A 23,847-nucleotide genomic window follows, 5' to 3' on the forward strand; every position below is an offset into this window, starting at 1 on the left:
GTTTTCCTCCTCCTTTTAGTAGTGGACCCAGCGTTTTTGGCCCAGCCACTGGACGACGGTGAAGATCAGGATAATGGCGAACAACGCCCAGGAAATCGTGGAAGCGTAGCCCATTTCGTAATAGCGGAAGGCGTTCTGGTAAATGAACAGCGATAAAACGGTGGTGCTGTTGCCCGGGCCGCCTTGGGTAATCGCCTGAATGATCCCGAAATGCTTGATCGACATGATCAGGCCGGTAATCAGCAGCAGGAACGTGGTGGGGCTCACGAGAGGCCACAAAATGCTGCGGATCATCTGCCAGGTCCGTGCACCGTCGATCTTGGCGGCTTCCAGCAGCTCGCCGGACACTTCTTGCAGCGCGGCCAAATAGATGATCATGTTGTAGCCGAGCATGAACCAGATCCAGATGATGTCGATCGCGTACATCGAGGACTCCGTCGTCGACAACCACCCGGGGGGATGGGCGATGCCGATCGACCGCAGGATTCCGTTAATCGGCCCGTTGTTCGGGCTGAACAGCAGCATCCACACGAACGCCACGGCGACGCCGCTGGTAATGTAGGGCATGAAATACAGCGCACGAAGCAGGTTCTTCAAATAGACGGAACGGTTCAAGATGACGGCAACCACGAAGGCCAGCGCGATCGAGACCGGGACGGACACCAGGAACAGCAACGTGTTTTTGATTGCGATATAAAAAACCTCATCCCCGAGCATCCGTTGAATGTTAGCGAGTCCGACAAATTTCGTGTCCGGGCTCATGAATTTGTAATCCGTAAACATGAGGTAAAACGAATAGAGGGCAGGCAGGATAAAAAACAGGATCACGCCGATCATGTTCGGCCCGATAAACAGATAGCCGAGATACTGCTGCCGTTTCATCCAGGAACTTCTCACGCGGGTCTCACTCCTTAACGTCGTTTGCTTGCAACTCCAGCATATCAACCGGGGCTTAGGCGGTTAAGGAACAAAACCCCCGACTTGATGCTACAGAAATACGCAATTTCAAGGCTGGGGCAAGCGGGCAGGATCATAGTTTTGTTCTATCGCAAGTGCTTGTTTACGCGAAAAAAAACAGCGGCACTCCACTGGAGCACCGCTAACCGCGAAAGGGAAAGTTTATGAGGACACGGCCGTTTCGGAAGGCCTCCCGGTTTTAGCCGTTTGCCGGTATTGGCTGGGCGTTTGCCCCGTCAGCCGTTTGAAGATTTTGATGAAGTAGTTGTCGTTCAGGAAGCCCACGCGATGGCCCACCTCGTAAACGGGTAAATCCGAATGGCGGAGATAATGGATCGCATGGTTGACCCGCACCTGATGCAGATAATGGATTAAGGTGTGTCCGGTTTTCTTCTTGAACAAGGTGCTGACGTAGTTCTCGCCCATCATCACCAGCTGAGACATCGACTTGACGGTAATGTCCTCCGCGTAATGGGCATGAATGTATTGCAGAATCTTCTGGATTTCCGGGTGGGAGGTGACCTCTTCATGGAGAAGGGGCAGCGCTCTCGGCTGGCGATCCGCCGCCGCCTCGGCAGGCAGGGTTCCGGAGGCCTGCGGTTCCCGGCTGAGCAGCTCGCCGCGGATCTTCCGCAGCGTATCCCGCAGCGAGTTCACGCTCATGGACAACTTCAGGATATAGTTTGAAGCCCCGTATTCCATCGCCTGCCGCACGTATTCGAAATCGCTCATGCACGTCAGCATGACGAACCGGGAATCGTGTCCCTCGGCCCGGGTCTGCTTCAACAGTTCAACGCCGTCCATGTCCGGCATGATGATGTCGGTAATCACGAGATCGGGTTCTTCCCGCCGAATGAATTCGAGCGCATCCGTGCCTGTTCCGGCCTCTCCGCAGACGGTAAACCCTAGCTCTTCCCAGGCGATGATCTCCCGCACGGATTCCCGTACGAAGACTTCGTCTTCTACTAGCAACACTTTCCACATGATCAACAACCTCCCGTTGCAAAGATGATTAAGCCGGATGCTCGGACCCGTAAGGCGTGGACAGCAGGAACGGGATCGCGAACCGCACGGTGACGCCCTGCTCGGACGACAGCACTTCCATGGTGCCTTGATCGCGGAACAGGAGCCGCAGTCTTTCCTTGACGTTGCTTAGCCCGATGCCTGGACGTTTGCGCTCGGCCTGATTTTTTCGCGAGAGGTCCATCCCCACCCCGTTATCCTGAACCTCGACGATCAGTCGGCCCGAGTCCTCCAGGTACACGCGGAGATGGATGAACCCTTGGCCGCGCAAAGGGGCGATGCCATGGATGATGGCGTTCTCCACCAGCGGCTGTAGGCTGAGTTTCGGTACCAGCGCGAATAGAATATGGTCTTCGTATTGATACGTGACGTCGAATTTATGGGAATAGCGGACCTGCTGGATGTGCACGTAAGCCTGCACCAGCTCGATCTCGTCCTTTAGGTAAATCAGGTCCTTCTCGGTATTCAAACTGGCTTCCAGCAGTTTGCCGAGAGATAAGGTCATGTTCGTAATCTCGTCGTTGTGCTGGCGGATCGCGATCCATTTGATCGTGTTCAGCGTGTTCAACAGGAAGTGGGGGTTCGTCTGGGCCAGCAGCATCTGGAAATGGACCGCTTCCTTCTGGCGTTCTTCGGCGTTCAGCTTCTGGATCAGGAGATTGGTGTCGTCCAGCATCGTATTGAAGGTGCGCGTCAGGTCCAGGACTTCGCCGTGGAATTTGTGCTCCGGCAGGCGGATTTTCAGGTTCTTCTGAACGGCGGCTTTCATCTTGGCCTGCAGATGGGATAAAGGACGGGTAATCGTCGTCGAGATGACGAAGGTCATGATCAGGAAGACGCCCATCAGCGCGAAGAAGGTCACGAAATATTGGCGCTTCAGCTCCTCGATTTCCACGAACAACACGGACAGCGGGATGCGGTTGACGATATACCAGTCCAACGACTCGACGTAAATGTAATTAATGAAGGAGTTGGAATCCTTGTCGATAAAATACTGCTTCCCCGGTTGGTTCGCGATTTCCGCTTTTACCTTTTTCGGCAGCGCCGTATCCGGAACCGACTGGGAGATGTCCTCTCCCGCGCTCGTCATGATAAAATACTGCTGCTGCAAATCCGATTGCTTGTGAATGGTTCGCAGCCAGGACGAGTAGTCGATACTGATGCGGGCTAACCCGTAGGGCGTGTTCCGGCTGTCTTCCAAATACGCGTAGAGGGACAGCAGATACGTACTGGTCGAGACGTCCCGCAGGACGTAGTTCGGATCATTGGGCACCCAATGGTAGGCACTTGCGTTCATGAGCTCTTTGCTGAAGCCCGGCAGGCTTCGGAGCTTGTCGTAGGCCAACGGCTCCTTGGGCAGATACGAGGTGTATGCGTTTTCATTTAGGTCCAGGATCAAGAAATATACCGAAGGATTATACAGGAAGAAGCTATTGTTCAGGTTGTTGAAAATACTCTCCATCTGCCGTTTGTTCTCCAGCTCATCGTGCTGCTCGGGATAGCGAAGGACGGATTTGACCGTGTCTTCCTGCTTCAGGAAGATCAGCGTTTTGAAGGCGATGCCGATCTGGTCCTCCAGCGTCCGGTACATTTGCTCCAATTGGGAGTGGCTTTGTTGGCTGATTTTTTGCTGGACCAAGGTTTCGATGCGTTGGTAGTTGTACAAATTCAGGGCGCTGAAGGGAAGAATGATCAGACAGACGAACGCCATGAACAGACGATATTTCAGCTTCTGCGGGATCAGGCATCGCAGCAGTTTGGACATGCGGAACGCCCCCAATACGGTGTAACCGGTGTTTGTGTCCATTATATCACACGCCTAATCCCGCAAACGCCTTCTCGAAAATTGCATAGTTTTGTATCAATCATGCAAAGATTTGTTCTATTCCGATATCATAAGCGCCGGCTTTGAAGCAACGGCCCCATGAAAGCCGCCAGCCGCTCGCCGATGCGGACCATACCGAAATTGCCGGGATGCAGCAGGTCGTGGGACAAGCCCCGCCAGTCATCGAGAAGCTCCTGTCCGTCAACGTAATGGACCTGGGGTTGCCCGGAGCATCGCACGATGTCGCGCAGCGCGTCCCGATACTCCCGGCTGGCGGCGTTGACCTCTCTCTCCGGCCAGGCCCAGCCCAAATCGGCGAAGCTCGGGAACAAGCCGATGCAAACGAGCGGTTTGTCCGGGTGGGCCTTGGCGATGGTCTGCACCATATAGGCGGCCTTTGCTTTGAACTCCTCGGCGGATATGCCTTGATTCAGCATGTTGACCGAAAGGCATAACGAAGCGATGGCCCAATCGTTCCTTGCGGCGATATGGTCGGCTATTGACGGTTCGCAGAACGCGGCCCCCGGCATGCCCAGGTTGATCGGATCCAGCCCTAACCGCCAGGCCGTTTGGCTGACGTAGGATAGGTCCGGCGTCGAAGCCGAGATGCCGAACGTAATCGAGGTGCCGTAAGCCAAGTATTTGAAGGCGGGCTTCTCATGCGGTTGCGGTGGACGGACCCTGCCGCTCGGAAGGTCGATCAAATGAACCTCGAATCCCTGCAGCACGATCCGCCAGATCGGGCCATACGCGGAGCGGGGGACTTCCCCGCGCCAAGGCGCCGCGAACTGGAACATCGGCTCCCGTTCTTGAAGGTGGATCGTCGTTGGCGCCTCGCCGAGGCGTACGTCCTCCACCCAGTAATCGCCGTAGTATACCTGGGCCAGGCTGATGCCGCCATAGCTGGCGAGCGTCACGGGCACTGCCGTGCCCTCCTCTGCGCCTAACCGGATTTCGATGGCGGATGCCCGGCGGATTTGCTCTTGCCCCTTCTCCAACAACCCGGTCCGTACCGATTCGGATACCCGCTGCAGCAGCAGCCCGGGACGGCCCTCCACGGGGACGAGTTCCGCGACGTTATGGAATTCGGCATTGCCATACAACATGTTGCCTGCCTCCTTAGTCCTTATGAAAAATACCAAAAGAGGAGGAGGCCGCCTTAGGATGCGGCAACGTTCCTCCTCTTTATTTTGAAACTGGCTGCGTTTATTGGTTTTGTTTCAAAAAGGTGTTATGCCGGGCGACCATGGCTTCGATCGTCTGGTCAAGCGTTTGGGCACCGAGGAAATACTTCTCGTATTCTTGGGCACGCAGGTCCATGACTTCCTGCGGGAGGCTGCGCACGTAAGTCGGCGTCGTGTTGTCGAACATGACATACATCAACGAGTCGAGATCGTACGTATCGCGTTTGTCGCCCAGCAAGCTGTTCAACGCGTCGTCTTGGTTGGCGTCCTTGGAGGCGGGTAATCTTCCGCCTGCGGCCATCGGGGCCATGCCGCCGTCCGAATACCATTTCAGGAATTCCCAGGCTTCCGCCTGATGTTTGGATTTGGCGTTAATGGAAATATAGTCGCCCAGCCCGCCGCGGGTCACGTATTGATCGGCGCTGTCCACCAGTCTCGGTACCGGTGCGAAAGCGATGGTGAAATCGCGCGGGAAATCCGTGAAGTTGTTCGAGCTGCGCAGCAGCCAGGCGCCGATATTGAGCATCGGCACTTCGCCGCTCAGGAATACCTGTTCGACCGGCATTTTGGACGTGAGTTGCTCGCCGAGCGGCGGCGTCGTTTTGTCTTCCTTCATCATCGTGTTTAGCGTTTCCAGCCATTTGGTCACGAGCGGATGGTCCAGGTTGGATGTGCCGTCCGCCTTGGTGTAACCCTCTTGGGATAACACGGAGTCGATCGGGTCTACGAAAGGCTCCATATTTTGAATGAACCCGTATTGGTTGCTGCCCTTCAGCTTCTTGGCGTATTCGCGCAATTCATCCCAGGTCCAGTCCTTGGGGACCGGCAAACCTGCCGCATCCAAGGCTTCCTTGTTCATCGCGATGAAGAAAGGGCTTTTCGTGGTCGGCACGCCGTAGTATTTGCCGTCGATTTTCCAGCTGGCTGCGTCCCCGCCCATTTTCTCGTCGATGTTGTAATCCGTGAATTGGCTCAGGTCCAGGGCCAATCCCGAATCCTTGCGCTTGGAGGCTTGCGAAATCGTGTAGTTGACGAACAAATCCACGTCTTGACCGGTAATCATCGCCGTATCCAGCTTCAAATTGCCGTCATCGTCATTCACGAAGCGGACATATTCGATTTGAACGTCGGGATGTTCTTTGTTCCAGTTGTCGATCACTTCCTGCGGCCCCGACTCCGGCGGAACGCCGCCCCACATGGTTAACTTGACCGGGCTTTTGGCCGTCTCCGCGCCTCCGTTGCTAGCGCTTTCATTCTTGGCGGCGGAAGAGCCGTTGCCGTTCCCCCCGCAACCCGCCAAGAGGCCCGTCAACAGTACAAGCGCCGCAGCCCCGGCGATCCAGCGTTTTTTCTTATTCACGATTGACACCCTCCCTAAGCAAACTCGTTATTGTCTTTGCATCCTCAGCATAACAAACCGGGTAAACCGTCATAAGTAACAAAATACCAGAGAATATGGAACAAACCTGTGCATTTTGCCGGGAGGCGGGGAGGGGAAATGTTCTATTGGACTAGAGAAATAAAGTGTTAAAGTCATCTTGACTTTCCAAATCCGAATCGCTACGATGTTCTGGTTGTTAGGATAGAAATGTGGCAGAGAGAGGATTAGAGTTGGAATGAAAAAGAGAATCGCGGATATCGTTATTATCATTGTGGGGGCCTTTTTGTTTGCGCTGGCCGTCAATTTGTTTATTATTCCGAACGACTTCGGCGAAGGGGGCGTTACGGGGGTCACGATCATTTTGTACTACCTGTTTCAGTGGTCGCCGTCGCTGGTCAATATTGGGATCAATGGGTTGCTGCTGATTGTCGGGTACAAATTTCTGGATCGGCAGACGACGATCTATACGGTGATTGCGGTGGCTTTTAACTCGTTGTTCCTGCATTTGACCGAGAACTGGAGAATCGATTCGCACGAGCCGACCATCAATGCGGTGTTCGCCGGCGTGATCGTGGGGGTTGGCATCGGCCTGATCGTGCGGGTCGGCGGAACGACGGCGGGAACCGTCATCCTGGCCCGGATCGCCAATAAATATCTCGATTGGAATATCAGCTATGCGCTGTTGTTTTTCGACCTGATCGTGGCGTTCTCCTCCTATTTCATCATTGGCGCGGAGAAGCTGATGCTGACGATCGTCATCTTATATGTAGGCACGAAAGTGATGGACTTCATGATCGAAGGGCTGAATCCCAAGAAAGCCGTCACGATCATCTCCGAGAAGCAAAACGACATCGCCGAGATGGTCATCACCCAAATGGACCGCGGCGTAACCGTCCTGTCGGGCCATGGCTACTATACGAAGAACCCGAAGGAGGTTCTCTATATCGTCATCAGCAAGCAAGAGGTGTCCACCCTGAAGAAAATCGTCCGTTCCATCGACCAAGCGGCGTTCCTTACGATTCACGACGTGCGGGATGTGTTTGGGGAGGGGTTTTTGGATATTTCGAAGTGAGGGGTGTTGGATCGAGGGGAACTTACTCAACGGTCAATTCATTACTCTTTAGACAACAAGTTTGTCGCCATACCGTGCTGTTACTCCCGTGTCGTAAAGAGCGAGATTCTTGATGTTCTGAACATAGGAATCGAACTCGGCGGGCGTTCTAACCTTCTCGATCTGGTAGTATTAAAAACGTCGTCCGATTTGCGATAAACTTTTGACAGAATAACGGCAACAATCCCGGAGGGGAGCTCACTCAAATATCATTTCTTTTTTAGCATTGTAGATTTGAACAGATGATCTTCCGTCCGATGCCTCGTCGTAGTCACCGGAAACGATATAGTTCCTTTTAGAGCTATCTATGTCTAAACGATGCCATTTATTTTGATTGAAAGTGGCATAAATCTGGTCGCCCTCTTTGAGAAGGTGATCATCATTGATTTGAATCATAAGATAAGGATATCCCGTTCGAATTCCAAAAACCTGGACAGGTTTGTCCTCATCCTCGTTAAGCATGAAGTCCATGCCGTAAACCAACTTATCATTAATGACGCTTAGATAGTATGCCCCTACTTTCACGCCCCGCTTGTAAAAAACATAGGCAAAGGGCTTGTCTAGGTCGTTTTTCATTTCGACATCGAGGATTTCAATGTGTTCCTTTTCACTTAGCTGTTGAATATGAAGATCGGAAATTTTGCTGTAAGAATCCCTTTGAGAGAAGTGAATCAGGGCCAAAAGTGAGAAAAGCAGAAGGAGGGCCAATCCTTGAAGGAACCATTTCTTTTTCAGTACTGGCGTCAAATAAATCCCTCCATTCATGACGGTTCCAAGTATGGTTAAATTATACTATTATAACCGAAGAAGTGTACACCGAAGATAAACGTAAACCACCAGCAATCTCGGCAGGCATCTTGCTTGTTGGGATTGTTTCTTATTGAGTTTCTTATTGAGTTTTTTATTGAGTTTTTTATTGAGTTTTTTATTGAGGCTTTTCACTCGTGTATTGGTGAATAATGACAAATTTTGCGGTAGAATAGGACTGGGTTCTATGCTAGTCGTAATATTTTTCATTACCTTCTTGACACAAAGCAAAGTGATCCAAAGGGCTATGCTGATGACGGACGAGGCCCGCAAAATGTTTCTGAAAGCATGGCAAACCAAGAAGTAAGAGAATATTACACACCCCTATCTGGGTGAAAAAATCCCTTGGGGGCGGGTCCCTTACTTTCAAGCCTTATTTTTGGCCCGATTTTTGTGCGGTGATTTAGATGAATAATCGCCATTTTTTATGGAAGTAGGTGAGTCGGGATGCCTGTACTCATTACTTATGATGTTCAAACATCAGGTGTGGGAGGTGCCGCGCGGCTTCGGAAAGTGGCAAAAGCATGTCAGAACTACGGGCAGCGGGTGTAAAACTCCGTGTTTGAATGTATCATCGATACAGCACAGTTCACTGCTCTGAAACTGGAACTATCCCAACTCATTGATCAAGAAAAAGACAACTTGCGGTTTTATCGGCTGGGCAATAACTACAAGATCAAAGTAGAGCATATGGGTGCCAAACCGTCATTGGATTTAGAAGACCCCTTAATCTTTTAATGGCTAATGGTGCGAACCCCAAGTTCACATGAAATCCCTGGGAGGTTCGCACCCCACGCCATTATAAGGTTTATTGAGATTCTGGTTGAAATAAACGGTAAAATTTCGCACTTACACAATAGGTTCGCACTTCTTGGTACGTGAGGCCTTGCGGCTCAAGGCTTCACAAGACCCGCTGTCGCACTCCTTGTGAGTGTGTGGATTGAAATCGAGCTGATGCTGTTAAAAGGGGCCATTCGCGGTTACACTCAGATAGGTTTGGCCAGATTATGAAACATGGCGGCCAAATCTCGTATTTGATTTCCAGATTAAGCAGATCATTGTATCAATATAAATTGTTATTTATCTACCGGAAGATCGCATGTTTCTGGCATTTACAAGAAATCAGGAGGTTATTTGATGGAGGTTTGAAGGGGAGGGATTGAAAAAGGTTCGATGAGATTGAAATGGGTGTGGCTGCCGAAAAATTGGAGAAGTGATTACGTAAATACGTACCACCACATACTGCCTCTGATTCTGCTATGCTTGTGGTAAAAAGGAGGAATCCCATGCCATCCCTTCTCGAATCCCTCTATTACGGCAACCTTCTCCCCGAGGAGCAGGTTGTCCCCAAAGACCCGCAATACCGCCAATTAAGCAGAGAACTATCCGAAGCAATGGTTGCTTGGAGGGAGAAGTTATCCGGCGAGGATTTCACCGAATTGGAGACTCTAATCGATTTACAACAGAAGATTCAAGGAATGGAAATGACCGAGGTGTTTACGAATGGGTTTAAGCTGGGGGCGGGACTCATGATCGAAGTTCTGATTGGGAGCGGGCCGGAGAGGGCATAAACCCCAAGCAACGACCGGCCGAGTATAGCAAGGCATCGCAATAGGAAACCTCAATGCCCGTACCTAACTTCGGGAAAAGCCCAAGCATTTCCCCAGCGCAACCCCATAAGCTACCATTAGTAGCTCAGCAACTTCACTTTCCTACCACAGCCCCTCCCTAAAACACCACCAAAACCACCCACAACCCCAACAACGTCGCAAACAAAATCGGGATCGTCAGCACGATGCCGACTTTAAAGTACGTCCCCCAAGAGATGCGGACGCCCTTCTTGGCGAGGACGTGGAGCCAGACGAGGGTGGCGAGCGAGCCGATCGGCGTAATCTTCGGGCCGAGGTCGGCACCGATGACGTTGGCGTAGATCAACGATTCGCGGATCGTGCCGGAGGTGGCGGTTTCGGCGATGCCGAGCACGCCGGTCATGACGGCCGGCAGGTTGTTCATGATCGACGACAGGAACGCCGAAATATAGCCCATGGCCATCGTGGACACGAATAGGCCATGGTCCGCGGCCGCTTGGATGAGGTCGGCCAAAACATCGGTCAGCCCGGCATTGCCAAGGCCGTATACGACGACGTACATCCCGATCGAGAAAACGACGATGTTCCACGGCGCGCCTTTCATGACGGCCTTCGTGTCGACCGCTTGGCTTCGGCGGGCGATGGCCCAGAAGATCAGGGCCACCGCGTCGGCGAGCAAGGACACCGGGAGGTGGAGAAACTCGCTGACCAGATATCCGACCAACAGGATCCCCATCACCACCCAGGACAAGCGGAATAAGCGCTGGTCTTTAATGGCCTCGGCCGGTGCTTTAAGCTTGGATGGGTCATAGGCGCGAGGGATGCTTTTGCGAAAATAAAGCAGCAGCACGGCAATCGTCGCCGCGAGCGAGAACAGATTCGGTATAATCATCCGGGCGGCGTATTGCGCGAAGCCAATCCCGAAATAATCCGCCGATACGATGTTCACCAGGTTGCTGACGACGAGCGGCAGCGAGGTGGTGTCTGCGATAAATCCGCTCGCCATGATGAACGGAAAGATCATTTTCTCCTCAAAATTCAAATGCCGGACCATCGCCAGCACGATCGGCGTGAGGATCAAGGCCGCCCCATCATTGGCAAAAAACGCCGAAACGACCGCCCCCAGCAAGCTGACGTAAACGAACATGCGAATGCCGCTGCTCCGTGCGGCCCGGGCCATATGCAGCGCCGCCCATTCGAACAAGCCGATCTCGTCCAAGATCAGCGAAATGATAATGATCGCGATAAACGTTAAGGTGGCGTTCCACGTGATCTGCACGACTTCCCCCACGTCGCCGAACCCGACAACGCCGGCCAGCAGGGCCAGCACCGCGCCGCCGCAGGCGGACCACCCGATATTCAGCCCCTTCGGCTGCCATATAACAAAAGTTAAAGTAATCACAAAAATCAGCGATGCCGCCAAGATGTCAAATTCCATCGGTTTCTCTTCTTCCCCCAAACGCTCTCTATCTTTCTGAGCTCTGTATGCGAGCCGTTAATCATTGTCTCACTGCTTTCTTTTTTTGTACATAGATTTCAAATATTCCTTTACAGGAATATTCAGAATGGTGTATATTGTTCTCATAAAACCTAAATCTCTAATCCCAATGAGGAGGATTTGTCGATGTCGAATCAAACGATGGTTCACCGCGTGGAAAATGAAACGATACTGGTACTGGAACGGGTGTTCAACGCGCCGAAAGAGCTGGTGTTCTCCATGTTTAAGGAGGCGGAGCATTTGAAACACTGGTGGGGGCCAAGGGGATTTGAGGTTACGGTGTGCACCGTCGATTTCCGGCCTGGCGGCGTTTGGCATTACTGCATGAAATGCATGGACCCGCAGATGGGGGATTTTTACGGAACGGAATCCTGGGGCAAAGCCGTATACAAGGAAATTGACGAACCGGACGGTTTCGTTTATACCGATTACTTCTCGGATGCCGAGGGGAACGTAAACGATTCGTTGCCAGCCACCGTAGTTAAGATGGAGTTCATTGATTTGGGCGGCGGACAAACGAAGCTGGTCAGCCGCGGGGAATACGTCTCCTCGGATTCCCTCAAAACCGTTATGGATATGGGCATGCTGCAAGGTATTACCGAAACGTGGGATCGCCTGGAAGAGCGCTTGAACGAAGTGAAATAAGCTAGAACGCAAGAGCAGCTGTCGGCTTGAAGTGCCGGCGGCTGTTTTCTTTTGCCTAAGAAGCCGTAGAGACGCTAACTAATGGATCCCTCCAAACGTAATTCCGATATATCGGAACCTCCTTGTGGGAGGTGACCCAATCAAGGAACCAAGGAAGGTGTGTCTACAGTATGGATTCCCCGTTCGATCGCAGAAGGAGCGTCATATCCAGCCAAGCCAGGACCAGCCGATGGCTGCTGACTCTTTTTTACTTGCTATATTTCGCATCTGGTTTATTTACGCTTCAGGTGATTTTGTTTAAGACGGTTCCGTTTTCGGCGATCTTCTACCACGCCGGAGTGCGGTCGATAAGAAGCATCAATTGGATTCCTTTCTATACGATCGCGGAGTTTTTTACAAGCCGGGACATTGGGATAGGGAGGGCGTTCATTAATGTAGGGGGGAATATCGCGATTTTTGTGCCCTTGGGGATCTTGGCGGCCCAGATCGGGAACGGAAAGTCATTTCGCATGCAATCGCTTTGGTTGCTGATCGCTTCGCTCCTGCTTGAAATCATCCAATATGTCCTGGCCTTGGGCAGCAGCGATATCGATGATATTCTATTGAATACTTTGGGTGGGGTCATCGGTATCGGGATTTATCGTTGGTTCCGCAAAAAAACGGCCACAACCAATCGCCTTCTGACGGCTTTGATCGCCCTCTTCTTGGTGGTTGGCTTTGCCGTAGGCGCTTCCGCCAAGATGCTGGGATATGACAGCCTTTTGCCTTTTTCCAATGCAAGGGTTGGATTTGTCGACGAGAACAAAGAGGTGATGGCGGGATGGGACGAAGTCCGGGCCGACGTGTTTGGGAATTTGATTGCCGTAGGGGCACAAGAATTGACGGTGCATGTGAATCCGATGCATAGACAAACGTCGGAGCCAACAGAAGCGGAGGGGCAGGAGGTCCGGATCCCGATCACGGACGCTACGAAATTCTTCATCAGCCATATCCGTTCCCATAAACATACCGTGATCAGCGACTATCAGGAGGCAACAAATCCCGAAGTCGTTTCTTTGTTGGAAACGAGGGATATGGCTCCCCCGGTTAAAGTCTGGTTCTCCAGCGATGATCGGCAAGTGGCCGAAGCGGTGCTGGTTAGCGTGGTTGAATAAGGCGTGCGGGAGTGTTTCATGGATAGTGGGCGCGCGCGGGAATAAGGGTAAAAAAAAGGGCCTTATTCGCTGCAAACTCGGAGTTTGGCTTGAAATAGCGGACTTTTTTGGCCTTATTTTGGCTAAATGGGCCGGAAGGGGCGGTTTTGGCAGGTCGCCCGGATTGATAAGGGCATAAAAGTCCCTTATTTTCGGGACATGGACCCAATCAACGCAAATAAGGCCCCAAAAGGGCCTTATTTTGCATGCGCAGAAACCGCAGAGGGAGCAGGTTACAATTCACAAGGCGCGTCCTCTTATTCCCCTCTCACAACAGAAGCCAGGCGACCAACGGCGCCAACACGGAGCCGAACACGGCGCTAAAGGTCAGGGCTACCGTGCTGGTCGAAACGACGGTAGGTCCAAACTCCGCGGCTTTGCCCGTTCCGAGGGCGTGGGAGGCGGCCCCAAAGCCAATGCCCCGTCCGTTGTCATTGGTGATGCCAAAGCATTTGAAGACGATAGGACCTAGGATCACTCCCGTAAGCCCCGCGATCATCACCAGCGCAGAGGTAATGGAGGCGTTGCCGCCCAAGCTGCTGGAGATTTCCATCGCCACCGGCGTGGTAATCGATTTGGGCAAGATCGACAGGATGAGCTCACGTGGGTACCCTGCCCATAGGGCAAACCCGATGCCGCTGATCATCCCGGCCGCAATGCCGACGATCGTGCCCGCGAGGACCGCTCTCCATTCTTTTAGCAATGCGTTGAGTTCTTTGTACATCGGGTAGGCGAGCGCTACGACGGCGGGGCCCAGACCATACTGCAGCCAACGTCCGCCTCTCATGAAATCTCCGTAGGAGTTCCCCGTCGTTAGCAACAAGCCGATCACGAGCGTGGAACAGGTCAGGACCGGAACGAGAACGGCCCACTTCAACTTGCGGTACAGCCCGCTCATCAGGAGGTACAAAAGGACAACGCCCAGCACTATGCCTGCTTCGTGAAAGATTTCACGCATGGGGCCGCCTCCTCTTTCGGTTTCGGGGTCCGTTGGGCTACCCATTGCGTAGTCAACCCTGCCAATATCATGGTTAAAAGGGTGCTGAGCACAACGATCAGAATCAGCCATTGTCCGCCCGCAGTGAACACCTGGAAATAGTCCATGACGCCAACCGTGGCCGGTACCAGGAATAAAGGGATGAACTTCTGCATAAACCCGGCCCCTTGTTCCATCCACTTCGCAGGAACAATCCTCAGTTTAAGAGCCAGGAACAATAGCACAAGGCCGAAGATGCTCCCGGGAATCGGTGCCTTGCTTACCGTCTGAAGCAACAACCCCGCACCATAAAACCCCGTGAGCAGGGCAATCTGTAAGAAGAACTTGATGACTTTCATAGTTGATGAAGAGGGATCCCTTCATTGCGCCTCCTTGCTGCCGAAAAATGTCAAAGTAATCTTATCCCTTCCGGAGCACACTTACAAGGGTGAAAAGCAACAAATATGTGGAAACAAGCCGGTCGGGCAAGATGATCATCTTGTCTGGCCGGCTTGTTTTGAACTTGACTTAGGTTAGCGCTAGGGCTGGCTTCTTCGCCGGGAACTGGGTAGCTTGTTCAAAAGCATAGCCCACTTTAAGTAAGGTCCCTTCATCGAAGGGCTTCCCCATGATCTGCATGCCGACCGGCAGTCCGTCTTTGAACCCGGATGGGACAGACAGGCTGGGCAGACCTGTCAAATTGGCGGGTGGCGTGAGTCGAATAAGCTCGTTATCAACGTTGGCCTGGGTTCCGTTCAAGCTTGCGAAACTCTCGCCGACTTTGCTGGCTGTGATCGGCAGCGTTGGTGCGACGATTACGTCGCATTGCTCTAAGGCAGTCTCAAACTCGAGGGATAATTTGCGACGAATTTGTTGGGCCATCACAAAGTCCACGGCGGTTGGTAAATGGGCTAACCCAAGGGAATGCCGGACGTTTTCGCCGAAATCCATAGGCCGAGTTTTCATATTGTGGTGATGAATCGCCCCCGACTCGCCTAATACCGTGGCTAATTCGGCAAACAGTGTATGCTTGAGCGTCGGAATCGATACGGGTTTGATCACTGCGCCGAGAGCCCGCAGCGTTTCGATGCCTTGACGAACTGCCGCTGCCACGTCCGGATCGATATTGTGGAAGAAGTAGTCCTCCTCGACCCCGACGACCAGCCCGCGAATATCCTCCGTAAGGAAGTCGGAATATTGCGGGACAGGCACCTTCAACGTCGTCGGATCCTCCGCATCGTAGCCGGCAATAACTTGCAGCAGAATAGCAGCATCCGATACGGTTTTGGTCATCGGTCCGATGTGATCGAGTGACCAGGAGAGCGGGAAGCAACCGTGCTTGCTGACACGCCCGTGAGTAGGCTTCAAGCCGACGATACCGCAGATCGATGCGGGAATACGGATGGAACCCGCCGTGTCTGTACCCAGGGAAGCGAAGGACATGTCGGCGGCGACGGCTGCGCCTGAACCGCCGCTGGAGCCCCCGGGAATCCGCTCCAAATCCCAGGGGTTGCGGCAGGCGCCGAAGTGGTCGTTGTTCGTGGTCCCTCCCCAGGCGTATTCATGCATGTTCAGAGTGCCCGTCAATACCGCTCCTGCGTTTTTGAGTTTAGAGATGACGGTAGCGTCATACCCCCCGATAAAATCCTTATGGATTTTTGAACCCATGGTCGATACTTTGTCCTTCATGAAGAAGATATCCTTAAGCGCCAGCGGAATTCCGTGCAAAGGACCGCGGTATCCGCCGCCCGCAATGTCGGCTTCAGCTTGTTTGGCTTGCTCTATGGCCGATTCCGCATCAACATGAATATATGCATTGACGTGGGGATTCAATTGTTCTACGCGATCCAGCAACGCTGTGGTTAGTTCGACGGGGGACAGTTGCTTCTGTTTGATCAGCGGAGCGAGTTGCGAAACGGATTGACGCATCAATGCTTCACTCATGATTCTCCCCTCCTACCGGAATTAGAAATAATTGCATGTTTTGAATGTCCAGCCACTCTGTCTCCGCTTCTTCTCTCAGTTGGACGAAATCGGCCATTCTGTCAACCAAAATCGGAATATCCTGTTGGGGCAACTCGATTTCGTTCGATATCAGCAAAGTTTGAACATATTGTTCCATTCCCACTTCCTCCTTCACAGGTTTATCCCGGAATTCAATGTTAGATAACATTACATATTTGGTCGAATCGGGATATTGAATGCCATTTTATCAGACAAAAAGATGTTTGAGATATAACAAAATGATATATGTTACACAAACCTAACATACACAAACGATTCACAGTGATTTCTTACTGCAATGACATAATAAATCCTTTATTGGCGGGGGATTTGGCAAACGTATCCGTATAAGCTCGGTTGACCTAATCACCTAAAATGAGGGTATAAAAAGTTGATATACCTTACGGATCCACATTGTATGCTATAGTTTTTGATATAAAACACGCCTCAAAATGTTATATATTCTAACATTAAAGTAACGAGAGAATTGGCGTGAGAATCACATACACTGGATAAAGGGTAGGGGATGCGTGATGAGAAAAAGAAGCTGGATGTCCGTTTTGGCGGCAGGGCTGGTTTTGACACTTGCGTTAACGGGCTGCGGAAACTCTGGAGGCAGTGTTGGCAGTGAGGATGGCATAAAGGTCGGCGTGTTGTTTTCCACGAGCGGTCAAACGGCTTTAGGCGAACAAAGTATGGCGAACGCAACGCTGCTAGCGATCGATGAGATCAATGCCGATGGCGGCGTCAATGGAAAGAAGCTGGTTCCGATTCAAGAGGATTATGCATCCGACCCGTCCATGGCAGCCACGAAGGCGAAGAAGCTGTTAATGCAAGATCAGGTAGCGGCCATTATTGGAGCTTATACTTCAGCAAGCCGGCAAGCTGTATTGCCGATTGTCGAACAAAACGACGGGTTGCTGGTATACCCGATGCAATACGAAGGTGAGGAGTATTCCGATAACATCATTTACACCGGACCTGTTCCGAACCAAGGGTTGCAAATGTTTGTTCCGTGGCTGTTGGAGAACGAAGGAAAGAAATTCTTCATGATCGGTTCGGACTACGTATTTCCGGTAGAAACGAATAAGCAGGTTAAGGCATTGCTTGAAATGAACGGAGGTTCCGTGGTTGGCGAAGAATATGTGCCAATGGGTCAGGCCGAATTCGCCTCGTTGATCAACAAGATCAAAGAGGCTAAACCGGATATCGTGTTCTCAACTTTAGTCGCGGAGAGTGTATCTGCATTCTATAAACAATTTGCCAATTACGGATTGACGTCCGAGGATATTGTGATTGCCAGCACGACGCCGACGGAATCGGATTTAGCTGCGATGGGAGGCGAGGCGGCCAAAGGGCATATCACCGTGCAACCGTATTTTCAAACCGTCGACACGCCCGAGAATAAGAGCTTTATCGAAAGTTACCAGAAAAAATATGGTGATGAGCCGGTGAACACACAAATGGAATCCGCTTATTATTCGGTTTATCTGCTGAAAGAGGCGTTGGCGAAGACAGAGGATTATTCGAATACGAAGCAGCTCATCGCGAATTTTGCCGAGTTGGAGCTCGAGGCGCCGCAAGGGAAGATTCAGGTGGATGCCAAGAATCATCATACGAAGCTGAATGCTTACATTGGGATCGCCAATGATCAAGCGCAATTCGACATCGTTGAAACCTTCGAGCCGATTAGTCCTGAACCGTGGTCAAAACTGATTTTCCCGGATCATGAGGAGCCTTGGAACCAATAAGCCAAGTAAGTCGGCGAGGTTAGCGGCATCATCACGCCAGCCGGAAGATAGGGGAGGCGACTCCCCTCTTCTTCTATAAAGGAGGAAAGCTATGAACATCGCACAACAAATTGCTGATGGTTTCAGCGTGACCGGAACGGTGCTGTTAATGACGCTGGGGCTTGCGATCACGTTTGGTGTTATGAAAATCATCAACCTAGCCCACGGGGAATTGATTATGGTTGGTGCATATACCACGTATGTCATAAACACTCAGTTGCATCTTCCGTTTGTAGTGGCAGTAATCTCTGCTTTTGTGGTGACGGCGCTAATCGGGGCGTTGATGGAAATGCTGGTGATTCGCAGGTTGTACGGAAGGCCTATGGAAACGCTGCTCGCGACGTTTGGTATCTCGATCGTGCTGCAGCAGATGGTCAGGCTGGTGTTCGGCGCGACAAATCAACCGATCGAAAGTCCGATCTCCGGCACACTGGAAATAGGGGGGATCGTCATCCCGTACCTGCGGCTGTTTATCATCGTGTTTGCTTTGGCGCTGCTAGGCATAACCGCCTTGATACTGTATAAAACCAAATTCGGCATGCTGGTAAGGACCGTCTCCCAGAACCGGCAAATGAGCGAATGCTTGGGGATCAACACGACGAGAATCGACTTGCTTACCTTTGCCTGGGGAGCTGGACTCACCGGCGTGGCAGGCGCGGTGCTCGCTCCGTTGCGTAACGTAGCTCCGACCATGGGGGTCGATTATATGATCGATTCCTTTATGACCATCGTCTTAGGCGGCGTCGGTTCGTTGGCAGGAACGATCGCGGGTTCGTTCATCATGGGTGAAGCTAGCCAGTTGTTGACCTACTTCGGCGGCGAGACCGGAGCGAAAATTATTGTGTTCTTGATCGTGATCGTACTGATCCGATTTAAGCCGGAAGGCCTTATCAAAATGGAAAGCAGGTGAACGAGATGAAGAAATGGGTGTCGGGACACGCGGTCAGCGTATTGCTGCTCATTTACTTGGCATTGACCCCCATGTTTTCGTCGGCATTTGGCATAGAGTTGATGGGGAAGTTCGTCGTCTTTATTATTTTTGCCATTGCCCTGGATCTCGTTTGGGGTTACGCCGGGCTGTTAAGCCTAGGGCATGCCGTTTTCTTCGGATTAGGGGGTTATGTGCTCGCCTTATCGTATTCGATTCAGGACGGTGTTCCGGGCTTTATGTCCCGGTTCGATATTCAGGAAATCCCGGGATTTCTTAAGCCGCTGCAGAGCATTCCGGCTGCCCTCGGCATCGGTGTACTGCTTCCGGCCGCTGTCGCCGGGATTGTTGGCTATTTCATCTTCAAGAGCAGGGTAAGCGGCGTATATTTCTCCCTCATCACGCTGGCGTTGGCCAAATTGATGGAGATGATTGCCATCAATAATCAGAAGTATACCGGAGGCTTCAATGGGCTCATGGGATTGCCTCGATTCCCGATTAACGGGAAGCCAATGGATTTGGTTCCCTACTTTTACCTGGTACTGTTCGTGACTGTACTCGTTTATTTGTTCAGCTATTGGCTGACACGCTCTCACTTCGGGAAAATTGTCAAATCGATTCGGGAAAACGAGGGGCGTATCTCTTTCTTTAGCTATAACGTTGCTAACTATAAAATCTTTATCTATATCGTTTCCGGATTTCTATCCGGTTTGGCGGGCATGCTGTATGTCCCGATGGTCGGATTCTTCTCGCCGCAGGACGTTGGCCTGAGCATGTCGACCATGATTATTGTATGGCTTGCGATTGGCGGCCGCGGCACAATTGTCGGCGCAGCGATAGGTACATTACTGATCAATGTTTTGTCCAACAAGCTATCGGAGCAATACCCGGATCAGTGGCAGTTATTCCTTGGTATTGTGATTATTCTCGTCGTGTTATTCTTTCCGAACGGCATTTACGGTACTCTCAAGGACGCGGCGGGCCGCTGGTTTAAGCCCAAGGAAGAGGTTGTCCCGGATACGAAGGTGCCGGCCATACCAAACCAGATAAGGGAGTGATGGGCATGAACATCTTGGAAACCTCCGAATTGTCCGTCAGTTTTAACGGGTTTCAAGCGATTACGGATTTGCAATTTTCCCTGCGAGAAGGTGAAATCCGGGTCATTCTTGGCCCCAACGGAGCTGGTAAAACGACCTTTATGGATCTGATAACAGGGAAGACGAAACCCACGGCGGGTCGCATCCTGTTTCGGGAGGTCGACATCACCGGTATGGACACGCATCATATCGCCAAACTAGGCGTTGGGCGGAAATTCCAGGGTCCGCATCTGTTCGATAACATGACCGTTACGGAGAATATTGAAGTTGCCATTCAAGGGTATCATCCGGTGTTTAAAGCGTTATTCTTCAAAAAGACGAAGGAGATTCGCGAGCGGATCGACGATATTTTGGGCAAGGTGAATTTGCGGCATAAAGCGAATGGATTGGCGGCGAACTTATCCCACGGCGAGAAGCAATGGCTGGAATTGGGAATGCTGTTGGCCCAGGATCCACAGCTCATTGTACTAGACGAACCGACGACCGGTATGACGGCAGACGAAACCTATAAAACCGGTGAACTGATCGAAACCTTGTTCCGAGGACGTTCGATTCTGGTCATCGAGCACGATATGGCGTTCGTGCGACAAATTGCCCGCGTGGTGACTGTTCTTCATCAGGGGAGGCTGTTGGCGGAAGGAACGCTGGAGGAGATCGAAAACGATGAACGGGTGCAAGAGGTTTATTTAAAGGGGGGTGCCCATGCTTAACGTAGCGGATTTATCGGTATCGTATGGCAAAACCAAAATCGTAGAAGGAGTTTCCATGGACGTAGAGCGCCAGGACAAGGTCTGCTTGCTCGGTCGTAACGGCGTAGGCAAAACAACGCTGCTCAAAAGCTTGGTTGGGCAACTTCCTGCTAGAACGGGAAGCATTCGGCTGAACGGCCAGGAGATCTCCGGGATGAAGCCGTACCGGCGGTCCCACGAGGGGGTTGCGTATGTTCCGCAAGGCCGAGAAATCATTCCGATGTTAACCGTCAAGGAGAACCTAGAACTGGGCGCGTTAGCCCATCACCCTAAAGAGACGGATACGTTGATGGAGGAGGTGTTGACCTATTTTCCGGCATTGCGGGAGCACTTGAAACGTAAAGGTGGGGTATTATCGGGCGGTCAACAGCAGCAATTGGCCATTGGGCGCGCGTTGATGTCCCGTCCCCGCATTCTGTTGCTCGATGAGCCTTCCGAGGGGATCCAGCCGAACGTCGTGCACGAAATTTCGGAAATTTTAAACCGGGTAAATGAGGACAAAAAACTATCGATTTTTATCGTCGAACAAAATATGGAATTTGCATTTCGGATCGCCTCGCGGTATTTCGTGATGGAGAAAGGACGAATCGTGGCTTCCGGAAGCACGCTGGATACGGACAAGGATGAAATTAAACGCTATTTAACCATTTAATGAGAGATACGAATCCTTACTCTATCGCGGTTAACGTATGGCGTAGGCACTCTATCTCCTCAATGAAGGGATGGTCAGGAGAATATAACATGCGAATATCGGTGGGGGCAAAACCGGAAAGATCGACGATTTTCAACTTTGCGGCCGTATCGAATTGCTCAAACACCAAGCCGCACGATTTGGGCAGCATCGTGTAGGCTAATCCCTCGGAAATAAGTGCTGCAGAGGTATATAGATCGTCGACTGCATACAGGTACTCGATGCCATAAGTCTCAAAAATACTGGACGTAATATGCCGGTGTGCCACTAAGGTGGGATTATCGAACAGAAGGAAGGGTAAATGCTTCACGAGGTCTAGATTGCTTAAATCCGGGCGGATTTCTTCCCCTGCGCTGTCCGGATGGTAGATTAGGATGATGCCATCACGGATAATCGGAACCGATAGCAGACCGGGTCTTGCCTCGTTATGGAAATGAATACCGACATGCAGGCCGTGGTGATATACCAGATCGACGAGGGCTGGCGTCGAGCGCGTAATGATGCGATATTTCAATTGGGGGAATGTGCGGTGGAAAGCGGCGATAATTGGCTGGGCCAACCGAGGGGCCAGCCAGTTGTCGATGCCAATGAGAAGTTGATCTGATCGGTTTATTACTTCTTCAAAGGAGAGCATACGCTCTCCTGGCGCGAATGACAGTACGGCTGCGGCGTCATGTAGATCCTGAACGAGCTGAATGGCGTACGGGAGAAAGTAGTACCCCTGCTTGGTCAGCCTGACGCCATCCCAATTTCGTTCCAGCAGCGCAAAGCCAAGGCCGTCTTCCATTTTACGCAATCGGTTGCTGAGCGCTGGTTGAGTCATATGAAGGGATAATGCGGCTTTCGAGATGCTTTTTTCGCGGGCAACAGCCAGAAACGACATCAATCCTTCAATATCCATTAGAGAAGCCTCCTGAGCGATGGTTTGTACTATTATAGCAAACAGAAAGATTTATCTTCAATGAAATAAAGCGATAAAGAATCCAGAATTAAATAAATATGCAACCCGGAGGCGGAAGCCTACCGGGCTTTTTTACCTTAGAGAATCGACAATGTTCATATACCTATGATTTTAATAAACTTCGCCATTTCCATTAATCCAGCGCAAACAGTCAAAACCTATACTCTACTTGGGTCGAAATCAACAGAAATACATAGCGAACCCACAATAATCCACAGGGAGTGCATGGAAACCATGAAATTCGGGTTAAAGAAGCAATTCACGCTGGGTCTGGTTTTATCCTTGTTTGTATTGATGCTTGCGGCTTGTGGTGCGGGAGGTAGCGGCGGCAACGCGGCCGCAACGGACACGAGCCAGGCGGCGCAGGCCGAGGAGCTCTCGCTGGCCGATCTGGAAGCGAAGGCGAAAGAGGAAGGTTCCGTCGTGAGCGTCGGCATGCCGGATACGTGGGCGAACTGGAAAGATACCTGGGCGGATCTGAAAACGAAGTATTCGCTGGATCACACGGACACGGATATGTCGAGCGCCGATGAAATCGCCAAATTCGAGGCGGAGAAGGACAAGCCGACCGCGGACATCGGCGACGTGGGCATCGCGTTTGGCCCGGTCGCGGTGGATAAGGGCGTAACCCAACCGTTCAAAACCTCGTACTGGGACGAAATTCCGGATTGGGCCAAGGACAAGGACGGCCACTGGGTCGTAGGCTACCAAGGTTCCATCGCGTTCTTTACGAACACGGACCTGGTCAAACAGCCGCCGCAAAGCTGGGAAGATCTGAAGAACGGCGACTATAAAATCATCGTCGGCGACGTGACCAAAGCCGCGCAAGCGCAAATGGCCGTCTTGGCCGCCGCCATCGCTTACGGCGGGGACGAAACGAACATCGAGCCGGGGATCGCATACTTTGAGGATTTGGCGAAAAAAGGCCGCTTGTCCAGTGCGGAAGCTTCGCTGGCGAACATCGAGAAAGGCGAAGTGCAAGTGACCCTGTTCTGGGACTTCAATGCCCTGAACTACCGCGATCAATTGGGTGGCGCGGAGAAGTTTAACGTGGCGATTCCGAAGGAAGGCAGCGTGGTCAGCGGCTACGCCACGATCATCAACAAATACGCGCCGCATCCGCATGCCGCCAAGCTGGCGCGCGAGTACATCTTGAGCGATGCCGGCCAAATCAACCTGGCGAAGGGTTATGCCCGTCCGATCCGCGAAAGCGTGCAGCTTCCCGAGGAGGTTGCCTCCAAGCTGCTGCCCGCCGAAGCGTATGCCAACGTGAAGCCGGTCGGCGACTACAAGGCTTGGGAAGAAACGACGAAGAAGCTGCCGCAGCTGTGGCAGGAACGCGTGCTTGTTCATATGAACTAATCGGGCGAATCACGAGTCCGAGTTCAACCATTTGAAGCGGTGCGTCAGACGTCTTGGACGGAGGGCGCCCCTTTTT

Annotated in this window: 22 protein-coding genes and 3 pseudogenes; 12 read left to right on the top strand and 13 right to left on the bottom strand. The window is 51.9% G+C overall.

Annotated elements, in window-relative coordinates; genetic code table 11:
• Positions 1-15: 15 nt before the first annotated feature.
• The 5 genes from MJ257_RS02610 to MJ257_RS02630 all read right to left on the bottom strand — a co-directional run bounded on the left by MJ257_RS02610 (position 16) and on the right by MJ257_RS02630 (position 6,349).
• Positions 16-897 carry a carbohydrate ABC transporter permease gene (locus tag MJ257_RS02610; RefSeq protein WP_240267771.1) on the bottom strand — a complete coding sequence of 294 codons (882 nt, stop codon included), beginning with the start codon at positions 895-897 and terminating at the stop codon, positions 16-18.
• Positions 898-1,119: 222 nt separating this feature from the next.
• Positions 1,120-1,941, bottom strand: coding sequence for a response regulator (locus MJ257_RS02615; protein ID WP_240267772.1), 822 nt, complete (start codon positions 1,939-1,941; stop codon positions 1,120-1,122).
• A 28-nt stretch (positions 1,942-1,969) separates the two neighbouring features.
• A complete protein-coding gene (locus MJ257_RS02620) occupies positions 1,970-3,787 on the bottom strand; it encodes a sensor histidine kinase (RefSeq protein WP_240267773.1) in 1,818 nt (605 codons plus the stop codon).
• Between the two features lie 86 nt (positions 3,788-3,873).
• Complete coding sequence (locus tag MJ257_RS02625) at positions 3,874-4,911, bottom strand: SGNH/GDSL hydrolase family protein (RefSeq protein WP_240267774.1); 1,038 nt, start codon at positions 4,909-4,911, stop codon at positions 3,874-3,876.
• 100 nt (positions 4,912-5,011) lie between these two features.
• Positions 5,012-6,349, bottom strand: coding sequence for an ABC transporter substrate-binding protein (locus MJ257_RS02630; protein ID WP_240267775.1), 1,338 nt, complete (start codon positions 6,347-6,349; stop codon positions 5,012-5,014).
• 256 nt (positions 6,350-6,605) lie between these two features.
• Here MJ257_RS02630 and MJ257_RS02635 point away from each other — a divergent pair, with 256 nt between their 5' ends.
• A complete protein-coding gene (locus tag MJ257_RS02635) occupies positions 6,606-7,442 on the top strand; it encodes a YitT family protein (protein WP_240267776.1) in 837 nt (278 codons plus the stop codon).
• A 48-nt stretch (positions 7,443-7,490) separates the two neighbouring features.
• Here the strand turns inward: MJ257_RS02635 and MJ257_RS02640 are convergent.
• Both MJ257_RS02640 and MJ257_RS02645 read right to left on the bottom strand, forming a co-directional pair.
• A pseudogene (locus tag MJ257_RS02640) lies at positions 7,491-7,666 on the bottom strand (class B sortase); the annotation flags it as partial.
• Positions 7,667-7,679: 13 nt separating this feature from the next.
• Entirely contained in the window at positions 7,680-8,228 is a 549-nt protein-coding gene (locus tag MJ257_RS02645) for a hypothetical protein (RefSeq protein ID WP_240267777.1), read from the bottom strand.
• 304 nt (positions 8,229-8,532) lie between these two features.
• Between MJ257_RS02645 and MJ257_RS02650 the strand changes: the two are divergent.
• The 3 genes and pseudogenes from MJ257_RS02650 to MJ257_RS02660 form a co-directional block, all read left to right on the top strand.
• Positions 8,533-8,725: pseudogene (locus tag MJ257_RS02650) on the top strand (subtype I-C CRISPR-associated endonuclease Cas1); the annotation flags it as partial.
• Positions 8,726-8,735: 10 nt separating this feature from the next.
• A pseudogene (cas2, locus tag MJ257_RS02655) lies at positions 8,736-9,026 on the top strand (CRISPR-associated endonuclease Cas2).
• Between the two features lie 548 nt (positions 9,027-9,574).
• The gene (locus MJ257_RS02660) at positions 9,575-9,859 is read left to right on the top strand and encodes a DUF6809 family protein (protein WP_240267778.1); all 285 of its coding nucleotides are present in this window, start codon (positions 9,575-9,577) and stop codon (positions 9,857-9,859) included.
• Between the two features lie 157 nt (positions 9,860-10,016).
• Here MJ257_RS02660 and MJ257_RS02665 read toward each other — a convergent pair whose 3' ends face one another.
• Positions 10,017-11,315, bottom strand: coding sequence for an arsenic transporter (locus MJ257_RS02665; protein ID WP_275693642.1), 1,299 nt, complete (start codon positions 11,313-11,315; stop codon positions 10,017-10,019).
• A gap of 186 nt (positions 11,316-11,501) precedes the next feature.
• Between MJ257_RS02665 and MJ257_RS02670 the strand changes: the two genes are divergently transcribed.
• Together MJ257_RS02670 and MJ257_RS02675 are read left to right on the top strand one after the other, a co-directional pair.
• A complete protein-coding gene (locus tag MJ257_RS02670) occupies positions 11,502-12,020 on the top strand; it encodes an SRPBCC domain-containing protein (RefSeq protein ID WP_240267779.1) in 519 nt (172 codons plus the stop codon).
• A 251-nt stretch (positions 12,021-12,271) separates the two neighbouring features.
• Positions 12,272-13,174, top strand: a complete 903-nt coding sequence (locus MJ257_RS02675) for a VanZ family protein (protein WP_240267780.1) — start codon at positions 12,272-12,274, stop codon at positions 13,172-13,174.
• A 307-nt stretch (positions 13,175-13,481) separates the two neighbouring features.
• Here MJ257_RS02675 and MJ257_RS02680 read toward each other — a convergent pair whose 3' ends face one another.
• The 4 genes from MJ257_RS02680 to MJ257_RS02695 form a co-directional block, all read right to left on the bottom strand.
• Positions 13,482-14,171 (bottom strand): LrgB family protein, encoded by a 690-nt coding sequence (locus MJ257_RS02680; protein ID WP_240267781.1) that lies wholly within the window; start codon positions 14,169-14,171, stop codon positions 13,482-13,484.
• The gene (locus MJ257_RS02685; protein WP_240267782.1) at positions 14,141-14,548 is read right to left on the bottom strand and encodes a CidA/LrgA family protein; all 408 of its coding nucleotides are present in this window, start codon (positions 14,546-14,548) and stop codon (positions 14,141-14,143) included. Before MJ257_RS02685 ends, MJ257_RS02680 begins: the two co-directional genes overlap by 31 nt.
• 169 nt (positions 14,549-14,717) lie before the next feature.
• Positions 14,718-16,133: an amidase gene (locus tag MJ257_RS02690; protein WP_240267783.1), complete on the bottom strand. Its 1,416-nt coding sequence runs from the start codon at positions 16,131-16,133 to the stop codon at positions 14,718-14,720.
• Positions 16,126-16,311, bottom strand: a complete 186-nt coding sequence (locus MJ257_RS02695) for a hypothetical protein (RefSeq protein WP_240267784.1) — start codon at positions 16,309-16,311, stop codon at positions 16,126-16,128. The genes MJ257_RS02690 and MJ257_RS02695 overlap by 8 nt, the downstream gene beginning before the upstream one ends.
• A 415-nt stretch (positions 16,312-16,726) precedes the next feature.
• Between MJ257_RS02695 and MJ257_RS02700 the strand changes: the two genes are divergently transcribed.
• The 5 genes from MJ257_RS02700 (at position 16,727) to urtE (ending at position 21,409) form a co-directional block, all read left to right on the top strand.
• Positions 16,727-17,944, top strand: a complete 1,218-nt coding sequence (locus MJ257_RS02700) for a transporter substrate-binding domain-containing protein (protein ID WP_240267785.1) — start codon at positions 16,727-16,729, stop codon at positions 17,942-17,944.
• A gap of 91 nt (positions 17,945-18,035) precedes the next feature.
• Positions 18,036-18,893: an urea ABC transporter permease subunit UrtB gene (urtB, locus tag MJ257_RS02705; protein ID WP_240267786.1), complete on the top strand. Its 858-nt coding sequence runs from the start codon at positions 18,036-18,038 to the stop codon at positions 18,891-18,893.
• A 5-nt stretch (positions 18,894-18,898) separates the two neighbouring features.
• Positions 18,899-19,969, top strand: a complete 1,071-nt coding sequence (gene urtC / locus MJ257_RS02710) for an urea ABC transporter permease subunit UrtC (RefSeq protein ID WP_240267787.1) — start codon at positions 18,899-18,901, stop codon at positions 19,967-19,969.
• Positions 19,970-19,974: 5 nt separating this feature from the next.
• Complete coding sequence (gene urtD / locus MJ257_RS02715) at positions 19,975-20,718, top strand: urea ABC transporter ATP-binding protein UrtD (RefSeq protein ID WP_240267788.1); 744 nt, start codon at positions 19,975-19,977, stop codon at positions 20,716-20,718.
• The gene (urtE, locus tag MJ257_RS02720) at positions 20,711-21,409 is read left to right on the top strand and encodes an urea ABC transporter ATP-binding subunit UrtE (protein ID WP_240267789.1); all 699 of its coding nucleotides are present in this window, start codon (positions 20,711-20,713) and stop codon (positions 21,407-21,409) included. The genes urtD and urtE overlap by 8 nt, the downstream gene beginning before the upstream one ends.
• A gap of 16 nt (positions 21,410-21,425) precedes the next feature.
• On the opposite strand, the gene MJ257_RS02725 is transcribed toward urtE, so the two are convergent.
• Positions 21,426-22,349, bottom strand: coding sequence for a LysR family transcriptional regulator (locus MJ257_RS02725; protein WP_240267790.1), 924 nt, complete (start codon positions 22,347-22,349; stop codon positions 21,426-21,428).
• A gap of 294 nt (positions 22,350-22,643) precedes the next feature.
• Between MJ257_RS02725 and MJ257_RS02730 the strand changes: the two genes are divergently transcribed.
• Positions 22,644-23,771: an ABC transporter substrate-binding protein gene (locus tag MJ257_RS02730; RefSeq protein ID WP_240267791.1), complete on the top strand. Its 1,128-nt coding sequence runs from the start codon at positions 22,644-22,646 to the stop codon at positions 23,769-23,771.
• The last annotated feature ends 76 nt before the right edge of the window (positions 23,772-23,847 follow it).

This window comes from Paenibacillus timonensis, from assembly GCF_022427145.1.
Classification (GTDB): Bacteria; Bacillota; Bacilli; order Paenibacillales; family Paenibacillaceae; genus Fontibacillus; species Fontibacillus timonensis.